General features: G+C 63.0%; 31 protein-coding genes. 13 read left to right on the top strand and 18 right to left on the bottom strand.

Features of this window, described 5'->3' with window-relative positions:
* Window positions 1–20 precede the first annotated feature (20 nt).
* The 3 genes from ACLGL5_RS20090 to ACLGL5_RS20080 are packed head-to-tail and all read right to left on the bottom strand — an operon-like array spanning window position 21 to window position 3,643.
* Window positions 21–1,166 carry a DSD1 family PLP-dependent enzyme gene (locus ACLGL5_RS20090; protein ID WP_069091873.1) on the bottom strand — a complete coding sequence of 382 codons (1,146 nt, stop codon included), beginning with the start codon at window positions 1,164–1,166 and terminating at the stop codon, window positions 21–23.
* Window positions 1,163–2,443 (bottom strand): D-arabinono-1,4-lactone oxidase, encoded by a 1,281-nt coding sequence (locus ACLGL5_RS20085; RefSeq protein WP_069091872.1) that lies wholly within the window; start codon window positions 2,441–2,443, stop codon window positions 1,163–1,165. Before ACLGL5_RS20085 ends, ACLGL5_RS20090 begins: the two co-directional genes overlap by 4 nt.
* Before the next feature lie 12 nt (window positions 2,444–2,455).
* On the bottom strand, window positions 2,456–3,643 hold the full coding sequence (locus tag ACLGL5_RS20080) for an MFS transporter (protein ID WP_064984862.1): 1,188 nt from the start codon (window positions 3,641–3,643) through the stop codon (window positions 2,456–2,458).
* Between the two features lie 124 nt (window positions 3,644–3,767).
* On the opposite strand from ACLGL5_RS20080, the gene ACLGL5_RS20075 reads away from it, so the two are divergent.
* The 6 genes from ACLGL5_RS20075 to ACLGL5_RS20050 all read left to right on the top strand — a co-directional run bounded on the left by ACLGL5_RS20075 (window position 3,768) and on the right by ACLGL5_RS20050 (window position 10,052).
* Entirely contained in the window at window positions 3,768–4,394 is a 627-nt protein-coding gene (locus tag ACLGL5_RS20075; RefSeq protein WP_069091871.1) for a TetR/AcrR family transcriptional regulator, read from the top strand.
* Window positions 4,395–4,571: 177 nt separating this feature from the next.
* Entirely contained in the window at window positions 4,572–4,868 is a 297-nt protein-coding gene (groES, locus tag ACLGL5_RS20070; RefSeq protein ID WP_010915433.1) for a co-chaperone GroES, read from the top strand.
* 61 nt (window positions 4,869–4,929) lie between these two features.
* Window positions 4,930–6,585, top strand: coding sequence for a chaperonin GroEL (gene groL / locus ACLGL5_RS20065; protein ID WP_441937842.1), 1,656 nt, complete (start codon window positions 4,930–4,932; stop codon window positions 6,583–6,585).
* Between the two features lie 355 nt (window positions 6,586–6,940).
* Window positions 6,941–9,013, top strand: coding sequence for a TadE/TadG family type IV pilus assembly protein (locus ACLGL5_RS20060; protein ID WP_245307122.1), 2,073 nt, complete (start codon window positions 6,941–6,943; stop codon window positions 9,011–9,013).
* Window positions 9,010–9,615: a TadE/TadG family type IV pilus assembly protein gene (locus ACLGL5_RS20055; protein ID WP_245307121.1), complete on the top strand. Its 606-nt coding sequence runs from the start codon at window positions 9,010–9,012 to the stop codon at window positions 9,613–9,615. The genes ACLGL5_RS20060 and ACLGL5_RS20055 overlap by 4 nt, the downstream gene beginning before the upstream one ends.
* Window positions 9,612–10,052, top strand: coding sequence for a TadE/TadG family type IV pilus assembly protein (locus ACLGL5_RS20050; RefSeq protein ID WP_064984863.1), 441 nt, complete (start codon window positions 9,612–9,614; stop codon window positions 10,050–10,052). Before ACLGL5_RS20055 ends, ACLGL5_RS20050 begins: the two co-directional genes overlap by 4 nt.
* 2 nt (window positions 10,053–10,054) lie before the next feature.
* Here the strand turns inward: ACLGL5_RS20050 and ACLGL5_RS20045 are convergent, their stop codons facing one another.
* Entirely contained in the window at window positions 10,055–10,663 is a 609-nt protein-coding gene (locus ACLGL5_RS20045) for a TetR/AcrR family transcriptional regulator (RefSeq protein WP_069091867.1), read from the bottom strand.
* Window positions 10,664–10,761: 98 nt separating this feature from the next.
* Here ACLGL5_RS20045 and ACLGL5_RS20040 point away from each other — a divergent pair, with 98 nt between their 5' ends.
* The 4 genes from ACLGL5_RS20040 to ACLGL5_RS20025 all read left to right on the top strand — a co-directional run bounded on the left by ACLGL5_RS20040 (window position 10,762) and on the right by ACLGL5_RS20025 (window position 12,646).
* The gene (locus tag ACLGL5_RS20040) at window positions 10,762–11,490 is read left to right on the top strand and encodes a zinc-dependent alcohol dehydrogenase family protein (protein WP_245307120.1); all 729 of its coding nucleotides are present in this window, start codon (window positions 10,762–10,764) and stop codon (window positions 11,488–11,490) included.
* Entirely contained in the window at window positions 11,406–11,771 is a 366-nt protein-coding gene (locus ACLGL5_RS20035; RefSeq protein ID WP_245307119.1) for a zinc-binding dehydrogenase, read from the top strand. Before ACLGL5_RS20040 ends, ACLGL5_RS20035 begins: the two co-directional genes overlap by 85 nt.
* A 33-nt stretch (window positions 11,772–11,804) precedes the next feature.
* Entirely contained in the window at window positions 11,805–12,248 is a 444-nt protein-coding gene (locus tag ACLGL5_RS20030; RefSeq protein WP_069091866.1) for an OsmC family protein, read from the top strand.
* Between the two features lie 92 nt (window positions 12,249–12,340).
* Entirely contained in the window at window positions 12,341–12,646 is a 306-nt protein-coding gene (locus tag ACLGL5_RS20025) for a nuclear transport factor 2 family protein (RefSeq protein ID WP_245307118.1), read from the top strand.
* A gap of 14 nt (window positions 12,647–12,660) precedes the next feature.
* Here the strand turns inward: ACLGL5_RS20025 and ACLGL5_RS20020 are convergent, their stop codons facing one another.
* From ACLGL5_RS20020 to ACLGL5_RS19985, 8 genes are all read right to left on the bottom strand, one after another.
* Entirely contained in the window at window positions 12,661–13,272 is a 612-nt protein-coding gene (locus ACLGL5_RS20020) for a LysE family translocator (protein WP_069091865.1), read from the bottom strand.
* Between the two features lie 105 nt (window positions 13,273–13,377).
* Entirely contained in the window at window positions 13,378–13,758 is a 381-nt protein-coding gene (locus ACLGL5_RS20015) for a YkgJ family cysteine cluster protein (RefSeq protein WP_019857423.1), read from the bottom strand.
* Window positions 13,759–13,762: 4 nt separating this feature from the next.
* A complete protein-coding gene (locus tag ACLGL5_RS20010) occupies window positions 13,763–13,927 on the bottom strand; it encodes a hypothetical protein (protein WP_083246704.1) in 165 nt (54 codons plus the stop codon).
* Between the two features lies 1 nt (window position 13,928).
* Complete coding sequence (locus ACLGL5_RS20005; protein WP_010915422.1) at window positions 13,929–14,336, bottom strand: hypothetical protein; 408 nt, start codon at window positions 14,334–14,336, stop codon at window positions 13,929–13,931.
* Window positions 14,336–14,563, bottom strand: a complete 228-nt coding sequence (locus ACLGL5_RS20000; protein ID WP_027046702.1) for a hypothetical protein — start codon at window positions 14,561–14,563, stop codon at window positions 14,336–14,338. The genes ACLGL5_RS20005 and ACLGL5_RS20000 overlap by 1 nt, the downstream gene beginning before the upstream one ends.
* A gap of 344 nt (window positions 14,564–14,907) precedes the next feature.
* Window positions 14,908–15,117, bottom strand: coding sequence for a cold-shock protein (locus ACLGL5_RS19995; RefSeq protein ID WP_010915421.1), 210 nt, complete (start codon window positions 15,115–15,117; stop codon window positions 14,908–14,910).
* 458 nt (window positions 15,118–15,575) lie between these two features.
* Entirely contained in the window at window positions 15,576–15,905 is a 330-nt protein-coding gene (locus ACLGL5_RS19990) for a YciI family protein (protein WP_019857420.1), read from the bottom strand.
* A gap of 45 nt (window positions 15,906–15,950) precedes the next feature.
* A complete protein-coding gene (locus ACLGL5_RS19985; RefSeq protein WP_069091864.1) occupies window positions 15,951–16,619 on the bottom strand; it encodes a glutathione S-transferase family protein in 669 nt (222 codons plus the stop codon).
* Window positions 16,620–16,785: 166 nt separating this feature from the next.
* Here ACLGL5_RS19985 and ACLGL5_RS19980 point away from each other — a divergent pair, with 166 nt between their 5' ends.
* Window positions 16,786–16,974 carry a CsbD family protein gene (locus ACLGL5_RS19980; RefSeq protein WP_019857418.1) on the top strand — a complete coding sequence of 63 codons (189 nt, stop codon included), beginning with the start codon at window positions 16,786–16,788 and terminating at the stop codon, window positions 16,972–16,974.
* A 58-nt stretch (window positions 16,975–17,032) separates the two neighbouring features.
* On the opposite strand, the gene ACLGL5_RS19975 is transcribed toward ACLGL5_RS19980, so the two are convergent.
* Entirely contained in the window at window positions 17,033–18,166 is a 1,134-nt protein-coding gene (locus ACLGL5_RS19975; protein WP_069091863.1) for a metallophosphoesterase, read from the bottom strand.
* Window positions 18,167–18,226: 60 nt separating this feature from the next.
* Here ACLGL5_RS19975 and ACLGL5_RS19970 point away from each other — a divergent pair, with 60 nt between their 5' ends.
* Window positions 18,227–18,454 carry a hypothetical protein gene (locus ACLGL5_RS19970; protein WP_245307117.1) on the top strand — a complete coding sequence of 76 codons (228 nt, stop codon included), beginning with the start codon at window positions 18,227–18,229 and terminating at the stop codon, window positions 18,452–18,454.
* A 29-nt stretch (window positions 18,455–18,483) separates the two neighbouring features.
* Here ACLGL5_RS19970 and ACLGL5_RS19965 read toward each other — a convergent pair whose 3' ends face one another.
* The 4 genes from ACLGL5_RS19965 to ACLGL5_RS19950 form a co-directional block, all read right to left on the bottom strand.
* The gene (locus ACLGL5_RS19965) at window positions 18,484–18,654 is read right to left on the bottom strand and encodes a hypothetical protein (RefSeq protein WP_245307116.1); all 171 of its coding nucleotides are present in this window, start codon (window positions 18,652–18,654) and stop codon (window positions 18,484–18,486) included.
* Between the two features lie 267 nt (window positions 18,655–18,921).
* Window positions 18,922–20,043 carry an NAD(P)/FAD-dependent oxidoreductase gene (locus ACLGL5_RS19960; RefSeq protein ID WP_069091860.1) on the bottom strand — a complete coding sequence of 374 codons (1,122 nt, stop codon included), beginning with the start codon at window positions 20,041–20,043 and terminating at the stop codon, window positions 18,922–18,924.
* Window positions 20,044–20,099: 56 nt separating this feature from the next.
* Window positions 20,100–21,641 carry an amino acid ABC transporter permease/ATP-binding protein gene (locus ACLGL5_RS19955; protein ID WP_027046698.1) on the bottom strand — a complete coding sequence of 514 codons (1,542 nt, stop codon included), beginning with the start codon at window positions 21,639–21,641 and terminating at the stop codon, window positions 20,100–20,102.
* Between the two features lie 96 nt (window positions 21,642–21,737).
* Entirely contained in the window at window positions 21,738–22,577 is an 840-nt protein-coding gene (locus tag ACLGL5_RS19950; protein ID WP_027046697.1) for an ABC transporter substrate-binding protein, read from the bottom strand.
* Window positions 22,578–22,802: 225 nt separating this feature from the next.
* On the opposite strand from ACLGL5_RS19950, the gene ACLGL5_RS19945 reads away from it, so the two are divergent.
* Window positions 22,803–23,891: a LacI family DNA-binding transcriptional regulator gene (locus ACLGL5_RS19945; RefSeq protein ID WP_069091859.1), complete on the top strand. Its 1,089-nt coding sequence runs from the start codon at window positions 22,803–22,805 to the stop codon at window positions 23,889–23,891.
* A 7-nt stretch (window positions 23,892–23,898) separates the two neighbouring features.
* On the opposite strand, the gene ACLGL5_RS19940 is transcribed toward ACLGL5_RS19945, so the two are convergent.
* Window positions 23,899–24,507, bottom strand: coding sequence for a TetR/AcrR family transcriptional regulator (locus ACLGL5_RS19940; protein ID WP_069091858.1), 609 nt, complete (start codon window positions 24,505–24,507; stop codon window positions 23,899–23,901).
* Between the last annotated feature and the right edge of the window lie 40 nt (window positions 24,508–24,547).

The raw sequence follows: 24,547 nt of genomic DNA, 5'->3' as shown, positions 1-24,547 counted from the left end.
GAGTCAACTATATGATGTGATCACATCATCGGCAAGACCGGCCAGCGATCGACGATCCTGCCCTGGGAAAGCACCGCGATCGGCCCGAATTGCTGCAGCACGGCCTCGCTCTGCGTCGGCCGCAGGAACGCATAATCGCCGGGCATCACAGTGGTGTCAGCCGGCAGACCCATGAATTGCTGGTTGGACGACAGGCCGAGCAGGCCATTCGTCCTCATGCCGTCGGGAAAGACCGGCTCAGCCATCCACTTGCCGCCATAGAGGTAGCAGCCCTTGCGCGGGAACCGGCCGAGTGCCTGCAGCAGGCGGGTAACGGCCGGCGGGCCCGGCAGCATCGGCTCGACCATTTTCAGGATCGGCGTCGCGATGAAGGCGGCCGGCTGGAAGCCGTCGAGGCCGGCTGTGTCGAAATCGCCGGGCAGCACGAAGGCCGACCCCATCGACACTTCATTGGCCATGACGCCATCATGAAGCAGCGCGGTCTTGCTGCCGCCAATGTTTAGGATGCGGCGCTGGTCCGGACCGAGGCGCGCCACGAAAGCGGCGGCCCGCTTCGAAGCCTGCGCCAACGCCTTGGCCGGCCCGCCGAACAGGCCGGGAATGTGCGGCGCATGCGCCTCATAGGCCATGACGCCTTCGCAGCGCAGCTTTTTGTGGACCGACACCTGCTTCAGCGCCCGCGACAAGGCCCCCGGTTCGGCGAAGCCGCCGCGATGCAGTCCGACATCGATCTCGAAGGCAATGCGGAGCTCGATATCGAGTTCGATCGCGAGAGCGCCATATTCCGCCAGTCGTTCATCACTGTCGATCAGCCAGCAGACACGTGACCAGTCGGCGCCACCCTTCACCAGTGCCGCCCTTGCCGTCCCGACTGGCATCGGTTTGCCGTACAGGAGACCCGCGTCCGGAAACGCCTTCAGCACCGCCTCACTGATCGGCGGATGGAAAGTCATGAAGCGGTCGGTTCCAAGCGCCTTGCGGATATGCGCAAGCAGCGGCAGGCAAGCGAGCGACTTGTCGACCAGCCGCACGGCAAGGCCGGGCGCCAGTCTCTCTCCCACCAGCGCAATGTTGCCGTCCAGCCGGTCGCGGTCGAGCAGCAGGCAGGGTTGGAAGATGCCGGCTTGCTTCAGCGCCTGCGAAAGCGTCGCGAAATAGGCGCTCATGGCTCGATGCCGAACAGGCCGGCCATGTAAGGCGAGACGAAGCGGTTTTGCGGATCGATGTCGCGGCGCACCGCCATGGCGTCGTCCCAGCGCGGATAGAGCTTCTTGAAGTCCGCCGCCTTCAGGCTGTGCATCTTGCCCCAATGCGGCCTGCCGCCATATCTGCGGAAGATCGGCTCGGCCGCCTGCATGAAGGGCAGCGGATCGCTCGCGGCGTCATGGTGGATGGCGATCGAGCAGGTCGGCCTGTTGTAGAAGGGCGATAGCCAGAACGGATCAGCCGCGACGCTGCGCACCTCCATCGGGAAATAGACTTCGGGGAAGCGTTTTTCGGTCAGCTCGATGATTTCGGCCAGCGCCTTCGGCCCCTCCTCGAACGGAAGGTGATATTCCATCTCGTTGAACTTGGTCTGGCGGTCACTGGCATAGACGTTGAGCCAGTCCTGCACATAATCCTCGGACGGCACTTTCGCGACCGCGCCAAGGATCAGCCGGCGGCGCAGTGACGGCAGCCAGGCAAGCCCGGTGCGCAGCCGGCGCAGCGTGCGCAAGGAGCCTTCGTCATCGTCGGTCGGGCGCGCGGTGGTCGCCTCGGTGCTGAAGTCGCTGGCGATAAACTGCGCGTAGCCAGAGAACGGAATGTAGTAGAATTCGGCCGAGCGATGCGCGGTCATCATCTTTTCGAAGTCGCGCAGCATGTCGCCGATCGGCAGCACCCATTTGCGGCGCCGCAGCCGGTAGGTCGCGATGTTGTTCAGCGTCACTTCGCTCAAGACACCGAACGCACCGAGCGCGACGCCTATGGCGTGGATCATATCCTGATCCCCTGCCCTGGTGACGTCGCGAACCTTGCCAAGCCCGTCGACGATCTGCACCGTCTCCAATTGCGTATGATAGGCGCCGAGCGTCGGCCCCGAGCCATGGGTAGCGGTCCCCAGCGCGCCGCCGATCGCCTGGCGGTCGATGTCGCCCATATTGGGCAGGCCCTGGCCGATGCCCTGCAGTATGTGCATGAGCGGACCAAGCCGCGTCCCTGCCTTCACGCGTGCCCGATGCCTTTGCGCGTCATGCGAGACCAGCCCCTCCAGCCTCTCCAGGGACAGGATGGTGCCTTGCGACTTGACCAGCGGCGTGAAGGAATGTCCCGCGCCAACGACGCGGATTGGGCCGGGCGCGGCGCGAACGAGATCGCCGAGTTCGCCCGCATCGGCGGGGCTTGCGATCAGCCGGGGTTCAGCGGTGACAAAGCCCGACCAGTTGCTCCAGATGTTCGACATGCTGCCCTCCGCTCAGGCAACGGCGCGGCGACGCCGCGACACGAGGATGAACAGGCCGAGCAAGGCGACACTGGCAACGGCGCTGGCGGCGGCGAATTCCGGAACCGGGCGAAAATCCTTGCCGTCGATGAGCAAGGATGCCGCGATCGGCCCGATCGCCAGGCCAAAAAGCTGTGCCGCCGGCACCAAGAGCACGGCGGTGCGCGTCTCGTCGGCGGTGATCGCCAGCCGGATCTGGTAGGGCACGATGAACAGGAGGATGAAGCCCATGGCCAAGGCGGCCATCCAGAATGTGATAAGGTCGGGTCCGCTGGCGAGAACCAGCGAGCAGACCAGCGCGACCACACCGATCGCAGCAACGGCAAGGCGGTAGTCGATGCGCGCTTCGAACGCGGTCGCCATCATCGCCCCCGAGACCTGCGCCGCGAGGCTCGCCGAGACGATCAGGCCGACGGTGCGGCCATCGATGCCGAATTGGGTGCCAAGCGGTTCCAGAAACGCCCAGACCGCGCCGAAGAACATGAAATAGCAGAAGACGCACAACAGCGCGGTGATCGAGGGAGCCGTCAGCACATTGGTCAGGTTCTCGTCCTTGGGCAGGTCGGCGTAGTCAGCGGGGACGACGAAGGCGACGATGAGCGACAGGACGCAGACGACCGCGAGAATGAGGAAGCCGCCGGCCGATCCGGCGGCCGGGATGACATAGAGCGCCAGCAGCAGGGCAAGCGCGCATTGCGCCAGCGTCTGCATGGTGACGAAAAAGCCGCCGATGCGTTCGGCGCGCCGCGAACGGGCGATCAATTCGGTGGCGACCGCGACCAGCCCGCCTTCCGCAAGCCCGGCCAAGGCGCGTGCCGCCATCAACGCATTGGCGCCGGCGGCATAGGCCGTCCAGACATGCGCCAGCGCCAGCAGGAGCAGCAGCACCGCGCTTTTCCAGTGCATATTGCGGGCCGACAGCAGCATCGCGACGATCGCCGAACCGATCGCGATGGCGATCATCTCGGCGGTGGCGACCAGCGCCAGTTCGTCGCCGCTGACATGTCCCTCGGTGTAAAGGGCGCCGAGCAGCACTGGCTGCAGGCCTAGGATGAGCAGACCGACCGAGCCGATCCACAGGGCCGAAGCAAGCTGCCCGCCGGTCGGATTGCCGACCAGCCAGTCGCCAGTGCCAGTGTGCCCGGCATTTGTCGAAGTCAAAGGCGCCTCCCAACGTCCTTGCCGCGCGGCAAAAAAGCTGACAATCTGTCAGCATTTCAGAAACTGATACTTGATCATATTTTTTGTCAACCAGAATTTGGCAATTCGTGCGAAAGACCGGTGCATGGTGGAAGTAAGGCGAACAGCGACCGAACCGAGGCGCAAGCCCAAGCAGGAGCGCAGCCGCGAGCGCATCGACGCCATCCTGTCGACGACGATGCGGCTAATCGGCGAGAAGGGCATCGACGCCGTCACCATGAAGGAAGTCGGCGCGTTGGCAGGCGGGCCGATCGCCACCGTCTATCACTACTTTCCCAACAAGTCGGCGATCCTGGCGATGCTCTATGAGCGATTTTCAGAGGTGAGCCGTGCGCGATTGACTGATATCCTCGCCGATGTCCGCGAAGCCAAGGACGTCATCGCCGCCGCCGACCGGTTGCTCGACGACTACCTCGGCCGCGTCGCCGGAGATCCGGCCATCCAGGACCTGCAGAACGCCATCCAGGCCGACAAGGCGCTCAAGAATCTAGACATCGCCGAAACCCGGCATCAGGCCAAGATGTTCTGCGACCATGTCACCGCCTTGATCGAGCCGGGCAAGCATGAACAGTTCGAACGCATGGTTCTCTTGATCTTCCAGCTCGCCGGCGGTGTGGTGCGCCTGGCGCTCGCTCAGGGCGAAGCGGAAAGCCGCCAAACCGTCGAGGATTACCGGTCGATCATCCACACGCAGTTGCGGTTGTTTCTCTAAGCCCCAATCCATGGAAAAAATTACCGCCTTTCGAGGCTGCCGCGCGCCTTGACTCTCGCAGGTCGGCGGCCTATTTCAGCCCCACGTTAGCACTCGCCCTTGGTGAGTGCTAACTATATGTCCGGCTTCGCCGGACGGAGGAACTGTTTCTCACCGTTCTCACTCGAGGAAGAAAAAATGGCAAAGTCGAAGTTCCGCCCGCTTCATGACCGCGTGGTCGTTCGCCGGGTCGAATCCGAATCCAAGACCGCCGGCGGGATCATCATCCCGGATACGGCGAAGGAAAAGCCGCAGGAAGGCGAAATCATCGCCGTCGGCTCCGGCGCGCGCGACGAAAGCGGCAAGCTGGTCCCCCTGGACGTCAAGGCTGGCGACCGCATCCTGTTCGGCAAGTGGTCGGGCACCGAAGTCAAGCTCAATGGCGAAGACCTTCTGATCATGAAGGAATCCGACATTATGGGCATCATCGGCTGATCATCGGCCTCACCGTCAACTGAATTCCGGGCTTTATCCCAAGCCCTGCCAGGAGCTAAAAATGGCTGCTAAAGACGTAAAATTCTCCCGTGATGCCCGTGAGCGCATGCTGCGCGGCGTCAACATCCTCGCCGACGCGGTGAAGGTCACGCTCGGCCCCAAGGGCCGCAACGTCGTCATCGACAAGTCGTTCGGCGCGCCGCGCATCACCAAGGACGGCGTCACCGTCGCCAAGGAAATCGAGCTTGAGGACAAGTTCGAGAACATGGGCGCTCAGATGGTCCGCGAAGTTGCTTCGAAGACCAACGACATCGCCGGCGACGGCACCACGACCGCGACCGTTCTGGCGCAGTCGATCGTCCAGGAAGGCCACAAGGCGGTTGCCGCCGGCATGAACCCGATGGACCTGAAGCGCGGCATCGACCTCGCCGTCACCGAAGTCGTCACGGCGCTCGGCAAGGCTGCCAAGAAGATCAAGACCTCCGAGGAAGTTGCCCAGGTCGGCACGATCTCGGCCAATGGCGACGAGTCGGTCGGCAAGATGATCGCGGAAGCGATGCAGAAGGTCGGCAACGAAGGCGTCATCACCGTCGAGGAAGCCAAGACCGCCGAGACCGAACTCGAAGTCGTCGAAGGCATGCAGTTCGACCGCGGCTACCTCTCGCCCTACTTCGTCACCAACGCCGACAAGATGGTTGCCGATCTCGAGGACGCCTACATCCTGCTCCACGAGAAGAAGCTCTCCAACCTGCAGGCGATGCTGCCGGTTCTCGAAGCCGTCGTGCAGACCTCCAAGCCGCTGCTCATCATCTCGGAAGACGTCGAAGGCGAGGCCCTGGCCACGCTTGTCGTCAACAAGCTGCGTGGCGGCCTGAAGATCGCCGCGGTCAAGGCTCCGGGCTTCGGTGATCGCCGCAAGGCCATGCTGGAAGACATCGCCATCCTCACCGGTGGCCAGGTCATCTCGGAAGACCTCGGCATCAAGCTCGAGAATGTCGGCCTCAACATGCTCGGCCGCGCCAAGAAGGTGTCGATCTCCAAGGAGAACACCACCATCGTCGACGGCGCCGGCAAGAAGGCCGAGATCCAGGGCCGCGTTGCTCAGATCAAGCAGCAGATCGAAGAGACCACTTCGGACTACGACAAGGAGAAGCTGCAGGAACGTCTCGCGAAGCTCGCGGGCGGCGTTGCGGTGATCCGCGTCGGCGGTGCGACGGAAGTCGAAGTCAAGGAAAAGAAGGACCGCGTTGACGATGCGCTGAACGCGACCCGCGCGGCCGTGGAAGAAGGCATTGTTGCCGGCGGTGGCGTGGCCCTGCTGCGCGCTTCGGCCAACATCAAGGCTGCCGGCGCCAATGCCGACCAGGCTGCTGGCATCAACATCGTGCGTCGCGCTCTGCAGGCTCCGGCTCGCCAGATCGCCTCGAACGCCGGTGCGGAAGCATCGATCGTTGCCGGCAAGATCCTTGAGAACAAGGGCGCGACCTTCGGCTACAACGCCCAGACCGGCGAATATGGCGACATGATCGCCATGGGTATCGTCGATCCGGTCAAGGTCGTGCGCACGGCTCTCCAGGACGCGGCCTCGGTCGCCGGCCTGCTCGTCACCACCGAAGCCATGATCGCGGAGGCTCCGAAGAAGGAGTCGGCTGGCGGCGGCATGCCTGGCGGCATGGGCGGCGGCGGCATGGGCGGCATGGGCGGCATGGATTTCTAAGAAGCCCATAAAGCACGCCGATGAACTAACATTGCTCAAGCCCGCAAGCGGGCTTGAGTGGCGGCATGGATTTCTAATCCAGGCCACCTGGCTTATTATGCATACGGAAAGGGCGGCAGCGATGCCGCCCTTTTTTCATTGCTTCCTGCAACGATAGCGACCATCGAGGTCCGCACCGCTAGACGGCGCAACTGTTCTCATTCTCGAGAAATTTTCCAGCAAAATCAGAGGCTTAACTACGCTTTGACGGCGCTAGGTAAATTTGTCAGACAATATTCTTTAACACATTCGCGATTACTAAAGGGCGGGAGCACGGCGAGGTTGCTCCTGCGTGTGGCGTGTCGGGTACCCATCGATGCAAATTTTCCGGCGATTTTTGCGGAACCGCGACGGCAACGTGCTGATCATCTCGGCACTGGTGATGCCGGTCCTGATCGGCATGGCCGCCCTGGTGACCGAATATGGCGCAGCACTCGTCGAGCGGGCCGATAATCAGCGAGTCGCCGACCTGTCGGCCTATGCGGGCGCCCTCGCCTATAACGTGAACAAGTCCACCTCGCAGATGACGGCCACCGCCGTCGGCGTCGCGGTGCTCAACGGCGTTCCTGCCGCCAATGTACAGGTCAACCTGGTCGCCTCCCCGAAGACGACCGGTGTCAACGCCGTTTCGGTGTCGATCAACACCTACAGGACGCTGTTCCTGGCACGCGTTCTCAACGATCGCCAGCAGTTGCAGATCTATGCCAATTCGGTGGCCGAGCTTGGCGTGCAGCCGCAAACGCCCGGATGCATGCTCGCGCTCGACGGCACACAGACCGGTCTGACGCTGAGCGGCGGCACTTCGATCTCGGCGCAGAAGTGTACCGTCTCTTCCAACAACACGGTGACCGTCCCCTGCGGCACCAGCATTTCGGCGCTCGGCGTCAACTACAATTCCGCCGCCGCACCGAGCCAGCCGTGCAGCGGCATCACCGGCCCAGGCGGGGCGACCGCGGTGATCACCAAGAAATCCACCCCCGACCCGCTCGCCGGCAATGCCGCGGTCACGGCCGCCGTGGCCCGTATTGCAACGGTTGCCGCGCTTTCGACGACGGCCGCGCCAACAGCGCCCACCACTCCCAACGGCAACAACATCGACTTCGGCTGGAACACAGGCTCGACCCAAGGCCAGGCGAACGCGCTCGGCTGCACCGCCAGTTGGGCATCGTCGTCGTCGACATGGGCGCTGAACTGCGGCAGCAAGACCACGGTCAACCTGGGCACCATCACCATCGGCGGCGGCATCAACCTCAACTTCGCCACAAGCGGCGCGGCAACGACGGTTTACAATATCGCCGGCGATCTCACGACCAGCGCCACCACCAATTTCGGGCCAGGCACCTACAACTTCGCCAAGACCCTCACCACGGCCGGAACCACCACGTTCGGGACCGGCACCTACAATTTCGGCAAGCAGGTGACAACAGGCGGAACAACCACCTTCGGCGCCGGCAGTTTCAACTTCGCGAAGGGGCTGACAACCGGCGGCGGTGCCACCACGACATTCGGCGCCGGCACCTTCAAGATCGGCCGCAGCGACAACACCTGCAATGGCTCGGGGCAGGTCAGCATCTGCAACACCTCCACCTTGACCTTCGGCGGACCGAGCACCTTCGAGCTCCCCGGCGGCTATACCAACACCGGAACGCTCACCTTCGGCTCGGGCACGACCAATTCCTACAAGATCGGGCCAGGCAGCAATGGCGACGCGATCACGCTCGGCGGCGGTTCGACAACGATCATGGCCGATGCGACTGGCGCCAGCAGCGTTTTCCAGGTCGTCGGCAATGTGAATGGCGGCGGCGGCGGCAGTTGCTTTGTGGTGCCGGCCGCGGCGCAGCACGACATCGCCGGCAACTTCATCGGCTCGGGCGCCATCCTGCTCGGCGCCGGTGTCTACACCGTGGATGGCTATTTCGCACTGGGCGGCAATGGCGGCGGCAGCGCCAACTGCAACGGCAGCACGATCAGCGTCAGCGGCGCCAATGTGACGCTTGTCCTGTCGGGCAAGGCCAAATCCAGTTCGGGAAGTTGCAACGGCTATGTCTTCTGCGTGGCCGCCGGCTACAGCAACATCGTGCTCACCGCACCCCAGTCGGGAGCGACGGCGAAGCTGGCGGTGATCGGCCCCACCGGCAGTTCCAACACCGGCGGCGCGACCTTCGCCGAAGGCGGCTCCAACGCCCAGATATCGGGCGCATTCTATTTTCCCTACGGCCCGATCATCATGAATGGCGGATCGAGCGTGCTGGGGTCGAACACCGACCCGAGCAAGTGTCTGCAGATGATCGGCTCACGCATCACGCTGTCGGGCGGCACTACGGCTGCATCGGAATGCATTGCCGCCTCGAGTGCCGGTGGCAGCAGCAAGGTGAGCCTCGTGCAATGAGACAGCAGTCACACCCCGACCCCGGCTTGTTGGCCAGCTGGCGCTTCGCGTTCACTGACTTCCTGCGGCGCCAGAACGCCGGCGTGTCGGCGGTCGAGTTCGCTTTGGTCAGCCCCGTGCTGCTGGTCATCCTGGCCGGAACCGTCGACATAGGCGGCTCATTGAAGGCCAAATTCGAACTGAGCTCGGCGCTTTCGGCTGGTTCGAACTATGCGCTGCTCAATGGCGACAAGGTCAATTCCACCGGCGGCGGCGCGCTGGCCGGCAACATTGCGACGGTGGTCACCAGCGGCCTGAGCGGCAATGGCGGCAGCATTCAGGTCGTCATCAACAACGGTGCGGCACTTGCCTATAACGCCACCACGTCCACGGCCACCCAGAGCGGCACGGCCGCCAATGCCGATCTCTGCTATTGCCCAGGCAGTTCCGGTGCCGTGGCCTGGAGCACCCCGATGGCATGCGGCAGCATCTGCAGTGGCGGCGGCATTGCCGGGAAATTCGTAACGATCACGGCCAGCAAGCCCTATACGCCGCTTTTCGGCGGCTTCGGCATCGTCAGCAACGGCAACATCACCGTCAAGGCCGTGGTGCAACCGCAATGAGCCGTCGCCGATCCTTCCTGCGCGACAAATCCGGTGCCAACGCCGTTGAGTTCGCCTTGCTGTCTGTACCGTTGCTGATGGTGCTGATGGGCACGTTCGAGTTCGGCCGCATGTACTGGGCCCAGCATGTGCTGAATGAGATCGCCGCGGCAGGGGCGCGTTGCGTCGGCGTGCTGCAGAGCGGATGCACGCAGAACGGCGTCTACAACGCCGCCAGCGCCATCAGCTATATCAGCAGCAGGGCGGCAACCGACGGCATCGTGCTCAGCAACGCCAACATCGCCGTCAGCAACAACACCACCTGCTCGGGCCTGTCCGGCTTTTCGAGCGTCCAGGTTTCCTACAACTTCACGACCGTGCTACCGGCCTTCCTGACGTCGCTGGCGAACGGCCCGAACCTCAGCGCCAGCGCCTGCTTCCCGAACCAGGGGGCTTGACTTCAGACACCGGCCTCCGCGCGCTGCCGTGCCTCGCCGGCAAGCACCGCGGCTTCGATCAGCGCCGCGACCTCGTCCGCCACCGCCTGTAGCGGGGCGCGGTCTCGGGTGGCGCGGGCGATGACCATCAGCCCTTCCAGCGACGATTCAACCAGCAGCGCCAGAGCGTGGGCGCGGCGTTGGGGCACTCCGGCCCTGACGAAGGCCTCACGCAACAGGCCTATCCACTGCTCGAAGGCCGCGCGGCACAAATCCGCCAGCTCCGGCACGTCGGTCGGTGAGTCCAGCACGACAGGCGCGATCGGACAGCCGAGCGAAAACTGGTTGTCTTCCAGCATGCGCCCCACCGCCTGGTAGATATGATGGACCGCCACCGCCGGATCCCTTTCGGCCGCCAGCGCTTCGCCCAGCCTCGCCGTCACCCCGGCAACACTGTCACGCGTCACCTCGATCACCAGTTGGTCCTTGCCGCCCGGAAAATGGAAGTAGAGCGAACCGCGCGGCGCGCCGCTGGCGCTCAATATGTCGTTGAGCGAGGTGCCGTGATAGCCGCGCTGCCGGAGCAGCAGCGCGGTCTTGTCGAGTATGCGGGTGCGGGTGTCGTTCGCCATGTCAACCTCTGTCAGCAGCGATCATTATAGGCCTTGCATCGAATATGACAATCGGTCTACATAATATGTAGATCAGTCTACATATCGGAGGCAAAATTATGCGCAGCTATCGTCTTGACGGGTCGGGCGGAACCGAATGCCTGGTGATGCGCGACGAGCCAGAGCCTCGGCCGAAACCGCATGAAATCGTGGTCCGCGTCCGTGCCGCCTCGCTGAACCGCCGCGACACGATGATCCTCAACGGCACCTATCCGCTTACGCCGCGCCAGGGCATCGTCCCCCTGAGCGACGGGGCTGGTGACGTTGTCGCCATCGGCGATGCCGTCACCCGCTTCGCCGTCGGTGACCGTGTCACCGGCAGCTATTTCGCCCGCTGGATCGACGGCCACATCAACGCCGGTCTCATCGACCAGCTCGGCTGCACGCTGGACGGCATGTTGGCGGAATACGCGGTTCTCGACGAACAATGGGCGGCGCGCCTGCCCGATCATCTCGACTGGCATGAGGCGGCTACGCTGAGCTGCGCCGGCGTGACCGCCTGGAACGCGGTGACGAGTGCCGGAATTCCAAAGCCAGGCCAATGGGTTCTGGTCATCGGTTCGGGTGGCGTCTCGCTCTTCGCACTGCAGTTCGCCAAGCTGCTCGGCTGCCGCGTCGCCGCCGTCACCTCGCGCGCAGAGAAAGCCGACAGGCTACGGGCGCTGGGCGCCGACCTTGTGATCTCGACGTCGGATATGGCCGAATGGGCGGGCCCGTCCGTGACCAGACCGGCGGCATCGATCTCGTCGTCGAGACCGGTGGCCCGGCGACCTTTGCGCAGTCGCTGATCGCCAGCACGCTTTACGGACACATCGTGCTTCTCACGCTGCAGGATGCGAAAGGCGGATCGATCCAAATCCCGGCGGCACTCTACCAGCGCAGCCTCGCCACCATCAGCCGCCTCTTCGTCGGCAACCGGAGCAATCTCGAAGCCATGCTGCGCGCTGTTTCGCAGCACCGCCTGCGGCCCGTCATCGACAAGGTCTTTGCCTTCACCGAGGCCCGCGATGCCTATCGCTATTTCCAGCAGGGCGACGTCTTCGGGAAGGTGGTCGTCGACGGCGCCTGACCCGTCAATGTCTCAAACCTAAGGAGAACGGCAATGACAATTCGCGAAGCCTCGGCGAAGTGGCAAGGGACGCTGAAAGAGGGTTCAGGCAGGGTGAGGCTCGGCAGCGGCGTCTTCGAAGGCGCCTATTCCTTCCCGTCGCGTTTCGAGAACGGTCCAGGCACCAACCCGGAAGAGCTGATCGCCGCGGCGCATGCCGGCTGCTTCTCGATGGCCCTAGGCGCCATACTGGGCACAGCCCAGCATATACCGACGAGCATCAGCACCGTCGCCAAGGTGCATCTCGGCGCAACCGCCGCAGGACCGACGATCACCCACATCGAGCTTGAGACGCAAGCCGAGATTCCGGGTCTTGCTCCGGATGAATTCCAGAACCTCGCGGAGAGGGCGAAAACGACATGCCTTGTTTCGCGCGCCCTGGCTGGCGTGGCCTCCATCACGCTCAAGGCCGAGCTCATCGCGACCACGGCACAGTAACATCAGGAGGACGAGATGAAGGACAGCATTATCACCCCCATCCAGACGACCGCTCCGGACAGACGGCCGAGATCATACGGCGCTTCAACGATGTGTTTCAGCTGCACGACCCGTCCGCACTTCCCGAACTGATTGCCGAAGAGTGCGTCATCGAAAACACCGCGCCGGCGCCGGATGGCGCCCGTCATGCGGGACGGCAAGCCTGCGTCCAGCTGTGGTCGGCGATCGCCACCCAGCCGGACACGCGCTTCGACCTCGAGGAGACCTTTGTCGCCGGCGACCGGGCGACCATCCGCTGGCGCTACTGGATGGCCGACGGCAACTCCGTCCGCGGCGTCAATCTGATGCGTGTAGAGGACGGACGCATCGTCGAGGCGATGGGCTATGTGAAGGGATAGTTGGCCGGTCGCCGCTACCGATCAGCCAATGCCAGCTTGGCGCCGAGCATGACAAACGCACCGGCGAAGGTTCGCCGCATCCAGGTCAGCACCATTGGCCGCGAGGCGACATGGCTCCGGATCGAAGCGGCGAAGATGCCGTAGCCGACGAAAACCACGAAGGTCAAAAGCATGAAGACGGAGCTGAGCTCCAGCATCTTCGACAGCGCATCGGGCTCGGTGGTGCTGACGAATTGCGGCAGGAAGGCGAAGAAGAAGATCGACAGTTTCGGGTTGAGCACGTTGACGAGGATGCCGGTGGCAATCACCTTGCCGGCCGAGCGCGGCGCGACATTGTCCTCGACGCTGAGGCCGCCCTTCTCCTTCAGCGTGTTCCAGGCCATATAGAGCAAATAGGCGACGCCGAGATATTTCAGCGTCTCGAAGGCGACCGCGCTGGTGTGCAGCAGCGCCGCAAGGCCGGTGATGGCGGCGGCCATGTGCGGGATGATGCCAAGCGTGCAGCCGAAGGCGGCAATGATCGAAGCCCGCGCACCGCGCGAAAGTCCGGCGCTCAGCGTGTAGAGAACGCCGGTCCCGGGCGAGGCCACGACGATCAGCGACGTCAACAGAAACTCGATGCTCACGATGGTTTCTCCATGGCCTGCCCGACATGGAAGCTATCGGGTGGCGCAAGGTGAGGCAAGCGGCGGTGATTGGCGTTTCCTTGCGCCGCAAAGCGGGGGATGGAACTACCCCACCGCCAGCCCGTGCGCGGCCCTTGCCATCAGGCACTCCTCGTCGCCAGGCATGCAGGCACGGCACACATCCGGCCGCGTTTCATAGATGCCGCAAGCGGTCGACTTGCCGACTTCGCCGGTCAGGGCCGAACAGCGCACGCCCTCACAGCGCATGCCGGACAGGTCGAGGGCTACATATTTTTCAGGGATGCGGTCGAGCTGCGCATCGTCCTCGGTGGAGAAGCGCGGCCACTCGGCCGAATAGGAACAGCACGCGCCGCAGCTCTGGCAGTCGAAGAGCGGTGCGGCGTCGCGTTGTGAGGAAAGGCTTGCGGCAGCGACGAGGGCGAGCAGGCCCGGCGCGGCAGGATTGCGATCGGCGTCCCGCGGCAAGGCGCTATTTCTTCTTGCCTGTCTTGCGCGCCGGCGATTCGACCGGTGACTTGAACAGATCGGTCGCGGGGTCGGCGGCTTCGCTGGCTTTCGCGGCCGCCGGCTTGGCCGGCTTTGTTGCGGGAGCCGGTGCTACCGGCTGGTCCTTGGCGGAGAATTTGATGGCCATGTCAGTCCTCGTCGGCGAAACGCGATGATGGGGCGCGCGGATTGCGCAAGCGGCCGATCAGCGCCGAAACCGCCGTGATGTTCATTTCCTCGGGCGACCAGTTCCTGGCTTCCGCGATGTGATGCGGCGCCAGTTCGCGATGCGTGCTGCCGCTATAGGCGGCATCCTGATAGGTGACCCGCTCCAGGGTCTTCTTGTCCTCGCGAACGTATTCGATCAGGTAGTTCGGGGCCTCGGCGCGGCCGCGCACGCCGACGCGCACCTGGGCATCGCCATGGGCACGCTTGCAGCGTTCGAGCTTCTCCAGCACACGGCGAACATATTCGACCGGCTTGTCCAGGGTTTCGACCATGTCGGCGATGGTCGCATCGGCCGCGATCGGCGTTGGCGGTACGCGCTTGGTGGCCATCAGCGTTTTCCGGCTCGTTTCGGCTGCGCCGCGAGTGCAGCGGCTGCCGCCATCTCTTCCGCTTCCTTTTCCAGGCGCAGCTCGCGCAAGCGGGCGGTCTTGGCTTCCCGCGCCTCGCTGACGGCATCGCGCTCGGATAGGATGCGATTGAGCGACATCGACTGGGTTTGCGTCTTGCTGAACAGCGACACCGCCGGATCGGCGGCGGTCTTCGAATGGGCGGTCAAAATCTTTCTCCTGTCAGGAGCCTGGTGCCGATAGGGCGAGACCGGGTCTTCGGTCGGGACCACGCACAAAGCAACACGGCATCGGGTTCAAAATTGCTAAGGCGTCCCTTAGCACGTTCGGCCCGATGCGCAGCGCATTTTCGGTGGCAGCAAGCGTAAAATGAAAAAGGCCAGGCACCGCCTGACCTTCCCTGGAGCGCCGCGCACCCTTTTTGGATGCACAAGGCAAACCCCTCATGCGCATGATGTGTCTTGGAAACTCAGGTTTCCAAGACCACGCGCCAGAATTCGCCCTTCACCAGTGCCAGTACATCCGTGGTCACCGGGAGGGCTGAATTCGTTCTTCAGGCCGCCTTCAACTGGTCGGCGGACATCTTGCCCGACTTGTTGTCGCGGACCATCTCGTAACCGAGCTTCTGGCCCTCGACGATGTCGCGCATGCCGGCGCGCTCTACGGCCGAGATGTGGACGAAAACGTCGGCCGAGCCGTCGTCAGGCTGAATAAAACCAAAACCTTTGGTGGCGTTGAACCATTTAACTGTGCCGGTGCTCATAAACGAACCCTTTCCATGGCAAATATTCGGTAATCGCAGTGCGACTGCACAGCGATTTTTGTCTCGATTTTTGATGGGGAAGTTCGTCAAAGGCGCGCATGCGTGCGCGGATAACAAAAGTCAGTCAAACAAATATCGACATAGTTCTTCTAGACTGCTTTTGCCGCCGAGTCAATTTCTGGTTTTCCAAAAGCCCAGATTCAATTTCAGGTTGTCACGCGAATAGAGCCTCAACTGATGAACGGCAGAAAGATCAGCCTCCCGCAAAAAACCACACAACCCTGGAACCAATCCCACGCCAGCGCATTTCTTTGGGTCAGCAATTTCAGAGAGCAATCTCAGGGATGCTGACAAAAGGACGCCTCCCGCACAATAACCGGTGCGAGGGGCGTTCTTATTTGTGCCTGAGATGCTCGAGGCGCTATGGCCGGGGCCGGGCCGTTAGCTCGCGGTGTTGCCTACATAATCGTGCTGATCATCGGCAGAATCTCGTAGCGGAAGCCGCGGCCTGACCTTGCCACTGGATCGCCATCGGTCACCGCCTTTGCCTCGGCCTCGCTGCCGGCACGCAGGATCAGCAGGCCCCAAGGGCCGGCCGGATCGGCGACCGGGCCAGCCAAGATCATGGTGCCCTCGCACAGCTTGGCGCGCAAATAGTCGGCATGCCGGCTCATCAGCTCCCTCTCCTCGTCCGTCATGGTGAAGGCGAAGTCTGGCCGCGGTGGGATCAGCCGGCAATGGAAGATCCTTGTCGTCGCGGCTTCACGTGGTGCTTCGTTGCTGGCCATCGATCCTCCTCCAGAGCGAAATCTTATTGCCGACCTTTGTTCGGTCTATTCGTCCGGCGCCGGCTCCGGCCATGGCTCCTCCGCCGCCTCTGCATACCAGTGCCGCATCGCCGGCATTGCCAGCACGGCGTCGACATAGGCCCTGGTGTCGGGCGCGAGCTCGCCGCCATAGGTGTCGAAGCGGGTGACGACCGGCGCGTACATGGCATCGGCCGCGGTGAAGTGGCCAAACAGGAATGGACCGCCCTTGCCGTATTTCTCGCGGCACTCACGCCACAGCGCCTCGATGCGTGCCCGCTGCACCTCCCCTTCGGCGTCGAGCGGCTTGTGCCCCTTCGGCCGCCGCAAATTCATCGGCCAGCCATAGCGCACCTCGCGAAAACCGGAATGCATCTCGGTCGCCGCCGCGCGCGCCAGGGCACGGGCGCCGATATCGGTCGGCCAGAGCTTTTTCTCGGGAAACAGGTCAGCGAGATATTCAAGGATGGCAAGGGTTTCCCAGACGATCGTGCGTCCTCCCTGCAACGGCTTGTGATTCAGGACTGGCACCTGACCGGTCGGCGACACTTTCGCCAGATTGGCAAAGGTCTCGGGCGTACGCAGCCGCACAAAACCTTCCTCGAACGGGATCTCCAGATGCCTCATCGCCACCCATGGCCGCAGCGACCACGAGGAGAAGCATTTGTTGCCTATGTAGAGCGTGAATTCCGCCATTTTTCTCCCCATTCGCGCGGTGCGTCCGCGCAACCTATCCTGCCAGCCTTGCCACCGGAAGCGGGTCCGCGCAGCCATCTTGTTCCACGACCACACCTGGAACTTAACCGACACCGGTCCGTTTGTTCCCGGCGGACGAATTGCCCCGAATTCAAACTCCCGGGAGATGCGGAACATGGTGAACAAGGATCAGGTCGCCGGTCTGGCCAAGCAGGTCAAGGGCTCGGTCAAACAGGCTGCCGGCAAGGCGACCGGCAACAGGCGGACCCAAGCCGAGGGCATGGCCGACAAGGTCGCCGGCAAGGTGCAGAAGGCCTATGGCGACGTGAAGGACAAGGTCAAGAAGGCGTTCTGATCCCGCATCGAGACATGTCGTGGCCTTTCGGAAAGGCGGCCGCCAAGGGCCGCCTTTTTCACGTGCTCCAGCCCTTGCTGAAGGCGTTGGTGAAGTTGACCCCGCCTTGGTCGTCGGTCGCCTCGCCCAGCGCCACGTCCATGCCATCGCTGGTCACCCGGGCCACGGCGAACCCTCCCATATAAGCGGCCTTCGGCTTGAACAGGTCGAGCCCGTCACGGCGGTAGATCAGCGGTGTGTCATGCTGGTGGCCGTGGAAAATGCCGACGACATTGTAGCCCTTCAGCACCGCCAGCAGCGCCTGTCTGTCGGCCTCGCCCCACCAGTGCGGCGTACCGGCGCCCTTATCGTCGTAGGTGCGCTTGGCGGGATCCCATCGCTCCGTCGAAAACGTGTCCCAGCCGTAGTGCTGGAACAGGATGACGGGGCGGCCATCCGACGCATAGGTCGCCAGATCCTGCTTGAGCCAAGGCAGGCTCGAGTCGGCGCCGTGACCGGTGTCGCCGGTGAAACGATGCGTCTGGACGAGGTGCAGGCCGCCCCAGTCCCATGAATAGCAGTCAGTGTCGACATCGTAGCTGGTGGCCGGCACCGGTGGCTTGAAGAACACGCCGGGGCGGTGGTTGACCTCGACATAGTCGCGCAATTCACGCCGGTACCAGTCGACATGGTGCGGCGGACCGTTCTGGTCGAGATCATGGTTGCCGAGCCCGACATAGACCGGCATGTGGACGCGATCCGGGCCAACGCCTTGGCTATAGCGCTGGCTGAACTGAAGCAGTTGCGTGCCCTCGCTCGGCTGGGTGATCTGGCCACCGCCATCGTCGGTGATGTCGCCGCCGACGACAAGACCGAGCGGCATGCCGATCCGGTTGCCGGCCGAACGCAAGCCGGTGGCGACGCCGTTGATCTCGGCCGGCCAGTGCTTGTCATTGATGGCGTTCAGCGCCGCGACATTGCGCAGCAGCGCGACGTCGGTCTTGCCCTCCTGCTGGCAGTTGGGGCTGAGGCCGCTTGCCATGCGGCAGGCATGGACATCGGCGATGAACAGGAAGGTGGCGTCGATGGGCTGGATGCGCTGCCCGGTCTGGCCGAACGCCGGGCGTGAAAGCGCGCCGGCCGCGGCAAGACCCGCAGCCTGCATCAGAAAGCTGCGACGTGAAAGCAATTTTGGCGACCGGTGATTCATCATCGGCGGAATTTCAGCACAAGCGACGTCCGTCCGTCCAGTTTCGGCAATATCGCGGCTGCCTTGACCATCGACATCGCTATGAACGTCTGCCACTTCTACCTGCGCTTGTATTCGCAAGAAACGGGGAAAGCCATGAAGAGCGCGCTTATCGGCATGGCATTGGCGGTTTTGCTGCCGGCAGGTGTTACGTTGCCGGTCCATGTGTCGATGCGAAGTCCGCGAAAAACGGGTTCATCCTGGCACGGCCAGGCATTCAAAGCGAGTTTCGGCCCGTCGCCGGCGGGATGATCTCCGTCGCCAACACCTATGAGTCGCAGTCACCGCAAAAGCAGTTCCTGTTCGCTGGCCTGATCGAGGTTTTTCGCGACAGCGACACCGGCCGGCTGGCAATGATCCCGTTTTCCGACGTGCGATCCGCTGAAGGCGGGAACCAAGAGCACGATCGAGTTCGTCGAGCTGTCGCCGGACAGGCAGCCGAAGGCCGCCAAGACGCTGACGCTGGTCGTCAAGGGCAAGGAAACCTTCGGCCTGGGCGGCTGCATATACAACGTTCTGGCTGTCAAGGAGACCTTCAAGAACGGAGCCGGCGAGACGCTCGATACGTTCACCGCGCTCTATGCGCCCGATCTGCAGGCGTCCCTTGCCCGGCGCTATGATGAAGGCACCAGCGCGGAATCGGTCAACGGCTACGAGACGATCAAGCCGCTGGCCGAGTAGAGGTCCATGGCGTGCAAGAAGCCTTTGGACTGGTCTGATCAAAAGCGGCTTGGACGGAAGTTCGCAAGCAGCGGATGCTCAATGCCGCTGGCGATCTCGCCGGCAAGCAGCTCGCCCGCGATCAGGCCAAGCGTTGCGCCGCTGTGGCTGAAGGCAACATAATATCCCTGGATATCCTTCAACTGGCCAAAGACCGGCTCGCCGTCTCCGGGGATCGGCTTGGGTCCGACACCGTAGCTTTGCAATTCCAACTTCGGATGTCCCTCGATAACATTCGAGGCTTCGTTGAGAAGCCCCTGAATGGTCGAAGCCTTTACGCTATAGGTGCCGTCCGAATTGACCACCACCTCTTCTTCAGACCAGGCGGAATCGAGCGCGAGGGCTCCGTCCGGCGTCGGCCGGATGGCGACGCGCGGCGTGTTGAGCACGGCCCGAAGGGGCAAGTCGACCGGCTTGGTCCTGACGAGCAGCGCGATCGGCGTCCCATCGGCGATATACTGGCGGGAGTCCGCAACCATTCGCGGCACATCGCCGCCGGTCGCCAGGAGTACCGCGTCGGCAGCAAGGCTGACGCCGCTTGTCGTAGTGACGCCGGTGGCACGACCGTCGACGACCGTGACCGCTGCGCTTCCGGCATCGGTGACCAGTTGCCCGCCACGCTCCACGAACTCCGCAATCAATATCTCGATCAGCGACGGCAGGTCGACCCAGCCCTCGCCGGGATTGAAGATCGCGCCTTGAGGTGTGACGGCGCTTGCTGCGACACCTGGCGTGACTGAGGCTATGGCGTCCGCGGACAGATGTTGCGCGTCATAGCCGAGGTCTTTTTCATGGGCGAAGACATCGTCGATCTCGTTCGAGGCGTCATCCGCGTCCCATGTCAGGCCACCGTCGAAACGCAGCCAGGCGGCATCCGGGTATCTCGCCGACAGCGTCCGGTAGCGGTCGATACCGATCATGCGCAGGCGATGATATTCAGCCGATCGCTTGCGCGCGGAATTGAGCCAGGCGAGCGAACGGCCGGAGGCTCCCTTGGCGAGCGGTCCATCATTGACCAGGACGGTTTGGATGCCGAGCCTTGCAAGATGAACGGCCGAGGAGACGCCGAAAATGCCGCCCCCGACAACAACGACCTTTGAGACCGAACGTGGTGTAGCCATGGGATATTCTTTCACTGGTGAGGTTGGATTGGAGCCGTCTCGGGGCTCATGCGCGATCAAAGCACTTCGGCAAGGAAGTGCTTCAGACGCGTACTTTTCGGCGTGTCAAAGATCGCGGCAGGCGTGCCGACCTCGATGACGCGGCCTTCATCCATGAAGGCGACCTGATCGGCGACTTTGCGGGCAAAGCCCATTTCATGCGTCACCACGACCATTGTCATGCCGCGCCGGCCTAGGTCCGCCATCAGGTTGAGAACGCCCTTCACCAGTTCGGGATCGAGAGCGCTCGTCACCTCGTCAAACAGGATGACCTCCGGGTCCATTGCCAGCGCACGGGCGATTGCCACACGCTGCTGCTGTCCGCCGGAAAGACCGCCGGGACGATGGTGTTTGCGGGCGGCAAGGCCAACATCAGCCAGGCGCGCCTCGGCGATGCGCTCGGCCTCCTGCACCGGAATGCCCTTGATCTTGGTCAGCGACAGCATGACGTTTTCCAAGGCCGTGTGATCGGGAAACAGATTGAAATGCTGGAAAACCATGCCGACACGCCGGCGCAGTTTTTCAGGCTTCATTGCCAGTATGCTCGCGCCGTCGAGCAGCACGTCCCCGCCTTTGGGTTCGACCAGGCGATTGAGGCAGCGCAGCAGGGTCGACTTGCCCGACCCTGAGGGGCCGATGACACAGGTGACCGTCCCCGGTTTGACCTTCAGGCTGACCCCCTTGAGGACATCGAGATTGCCATAGGCCATGTCGAGACCGGTGATGGTGAGACTGCCGCCCTTGAAGCGGGGAAGCGCAGCGTTGCCTTCAGGGCCGGCCTCGGAGCGCGGGCGGCTGATGGCGCTCTCCAGTTCGCTCACTTCGGCGAGGCCGCTGGTGACGAGGCCGGCCTTTTGCTTTCCGACGCGCAGCGAATTGTCGATGTAATTGACCACATGGGTCAGCGGCACGGTGATGACGAGATAGAAAACACCGGCCAGAAGCAATGGAGAGAGGTTTCCGGTGACCACCGCCTGGTCCTGACCGACGCGGAAAATCTCGCGCTCCGACGCGAGCAGACCGAGAAAGTAGACAAGGCTCGAATCCTTGACGTTGCCGATGAACTGGTTGACCAGGGCCGGCAAGACGCGGCGGATGCCTTGCGGTATCACGATCAGGCGCATGCCTTGGCCGTAGCTCATGCTGAGCGCCCGGCAGGCCTCCATCTGCCCGCGCTCGACGCTCTGGATGCCCGAGCGGAAGATTTCGCCGATATAGGCGCCGGCGATCAGGCTGAGGGCGAGAATGCCAAGCGGATAGGGCGAAGGGCCAAAGATTTCACGGCCGATGCGGGCAAAGCCCTGGCCTATCAGCAGAATCGTGACGATCGCCGGAAGGCCACGGAAAATATCCGTGTAGACCCGGGCGGGAATGCGCAGCCAACGCGATTGCGAGATGCCCATGACTGCCAGGATCATGCCAAGAATGACACCCAGCACCGTGGACGCGGCCGCAAGGATCAAGGTGTTCTTCAATCCGATGGTGATCATGCTGGGCAGCACGTCCGCCATGGCCTGCCAGTCGAGGAAACTGCGCCGCAAGTTTTCAAGCCAGTCCATTCGCCCGCCTTTCGGTTGCGCTGTCCGCATCGTCCGCCATCAAGCGCGGAAGCGTAAGGTCCGGCCGCCGACTTTTGTGCCGGCGGCCGGGTGCGGTTACTTCTTGGGGAGATACTGGTCAGGCATCGGCGAACCGGGGAACCACTTCTCGTAGAGCGTCTTCCAGGTTCCGTCCTGCATGGCCGCGTGAAGGGCGGTGTTCAAGGCGCCACGGAACTTGTCATTGCCCTTGCGCACCACGAAGCCGGCCGGGGCATCGAAGGACGGGATGTTGATTGCGATCTTCAGGCCGGGATAGCGCTCGCCATACTGCTTGGCGGCCTCATAATCGAGGAAATGCGCGTCGACAGTTCCATTGTTGAGTGCTGAAACGGCGGAGTTGTTGTCGGGGAATTTGACAAGGTCGGTTCCGACAAAGTTCTTCGCCGCGTAGATTTCCTGGAGCGTCCCCTGCACGACGCCGAGGCGCTTGCCCTTGAGCCCGTCGGCCGACGTGATCGCCTTGTCCGAGGTAAGCACAGAGAGATAGCCCGCAAGATACCCGTCGGAAAAATCGACGGTCTTCTTGCGCGCTTCCGTCGTGCCGATCGCCGCGACCGCGACGTCGAAGCGTCCGTTCGCAACCGAAGGCATCAGCGCCGAGAATTCCTGACCGGTGAAGATCACCTGGTCCGGCTTGAATCCAAGGCGGCTGGCGACGTTGCGGAACAATTCGATGTCGAAGCCGGTGAACGTGCCATCCGCCTGGGTGAAAGCGTAGGGTTTGGCATCGCCCATCGTCCCAACGGAAATGACTTTCGCATCAATAAGACCATAGGGATTGTCATCCGCGGCGGCTCCCGAAGCCAATCCGGCGCCGATGCCCATGGCCAAAAGAGCCACCACACCGATCCGGATCGGTGACATCAACGACTTAAGAATTCCTGTCCTGCTCATGTCTTCTCTCCACTCTGAAGGTCTGTTCTTGTTGGTATTTATGTCGAGCCCGCGCTTGACATCGCCCGCCACCGCGACCGCTGCATGTGCAGGATGTCCCGTTACGCCTACCGGCTCGCAATTTTCTTCAAAGAGACCGGTCTCTTATTGATTGAGACCGGTCTCTTTGATAATCGTTATCGCCAGATTGACCTTCCGTCAACAACTCTTGTAGTCGTTCATCCGATGAAAAGAACCGCGCCCAAGACCCCGTCGATAACGGTGAGCGATGTCGCCCGGGCGGCAAACGTATCAAAAGCGACAGCCGCGCGCGTGCTCGGCGGATACGGCGTCGTCAGCGATACGATCCGCGCGGACGTCATGGCCGCGGCCAAGGCGCTGGACTACCGTCCGAACGAGTTGGCTCGCAGCATGACGACCGGCCGGTCGGGCATCATCGGGGTGGTTGTCGGCGACATCGAGAACCCGTTCTTCAGCCTCGCGGTGCGCGGCATCAGCGATGCGGCAAGGGCAGCCGGGTTCAACGTCATTCTGGCCAATTCCGGCGAGAGAATCGACGTTGAGAAGGCAGCCGTGCGGCTGTTGATCGGCAAGCGCGTCGACGGGCTGATCGTCACGCCATCGGAATCGCGTGACATCTCGCACTTGCGCGACATCCATCGTTCAGGCCGGCCGCTTGCCTTGCTTGACAGGGCGCTGCCCGATCTGGACGTCGATACAGTCACGGTCGACGATCGCGGCATCGCCATGCGGGCGACCCGCATTCTTGTGGATGCCGGACACCGCAACATCGCCTATGTGACCGCGGTCGACGCCAAAGGGCATGAGTACCGCGATCTCGGACAGATCTACACCTCGTCGGTTCGCGAGCGCATCGACGGGTTCCTCACAGTGTGCCGGGATGCCGGGATCGATCGGCCAGAACGCTATGTTCGGCTTGGTGCAACAAGCCCCGCCGAAACGCGCAGGGTGGCCGACGCGGTGCTGACCGCGCCAGATCGGCCGACGGCAATCCTTGCATCCGACAGCGTCATAGCGCTGGAGATATTCAAGGTGATCCGCCAACGCGGCTTGCGGGTTCCCGAGGACATTTCGCTGATCACCTTCCATGATGCGGACTGGACGAGCGTGACAACGCCACCCATTACCGTCATCGACCAGCCCGTCTACGCGCTTGGCAAGAGTGTCGCGGAATTGCTCATCCGGCGGTTGAAGGGAGATCCGCGCCCTGCGGAAAGGCTCATTCTGCCAACATCGATCTTCGAGCGCGGGTCGGTTGGCCCGCCCTCGAACGCCATCGTCAAGCGCGCGTAGCTGCTGCTCAGGCTTGGCCGAGTGCCGCCAGACAGTCGCGCAATGGGCCTGCGTCCTGCGCCGTCTTGGCCATTGACATGGCGCCGGAATAGCTGGCGACGGCAAGTGCCGCAAAATGCTGGGGATCGATGCCTTGCTCCCTGCCCTGCTGCTGGTCGGCTTTGATCTTGTCGGCGATCGCCTGGCGCCAGGCCGCGAAGATGCCGGCAAGGGCAGCGCGGAAATCCGGATCGGCGAGCGACAGTTCATGCGCCAGATTGTTGAGTGGGCAGCCGCGCACGAAACCCTGCTGGTCCAGTTCCGCCGCGACAGCCTCGAACACGGCCTGCACCCCTTCGCGCGCCGAAGCCGCCGTCTTTACCGGCGCGATCCATGTCGCCTCGACCGCTGCCGCCACGCGCTCTTCGATCACCGCCATCGCCAGCGCCTTCTTGGTCGGGAAGTGATGATGCAGCGCGCCGCCGCTGACCCCAGCCGCCGTCATGAGGTCGCCGAGGCTGGACGCGTGATAGCCGCGCGCCTGAAACGCGGCCTCGGCAACATCGAGCACTTTCCTGCGCATGCCCTCGGGGTCGTTGATGCGGTATCGTGGCCTTGGGCCTGGTCGATTGGTCATCTCTGCTGACATTGCGCGACAATAGCAAGTTGACAAAACA

This window comes from Mesorhizobium sp. U510, from assembly GCF_059180695.1.
This window is presented reverse-complemented; position numbering and strand designations above follow the sequence as displayed.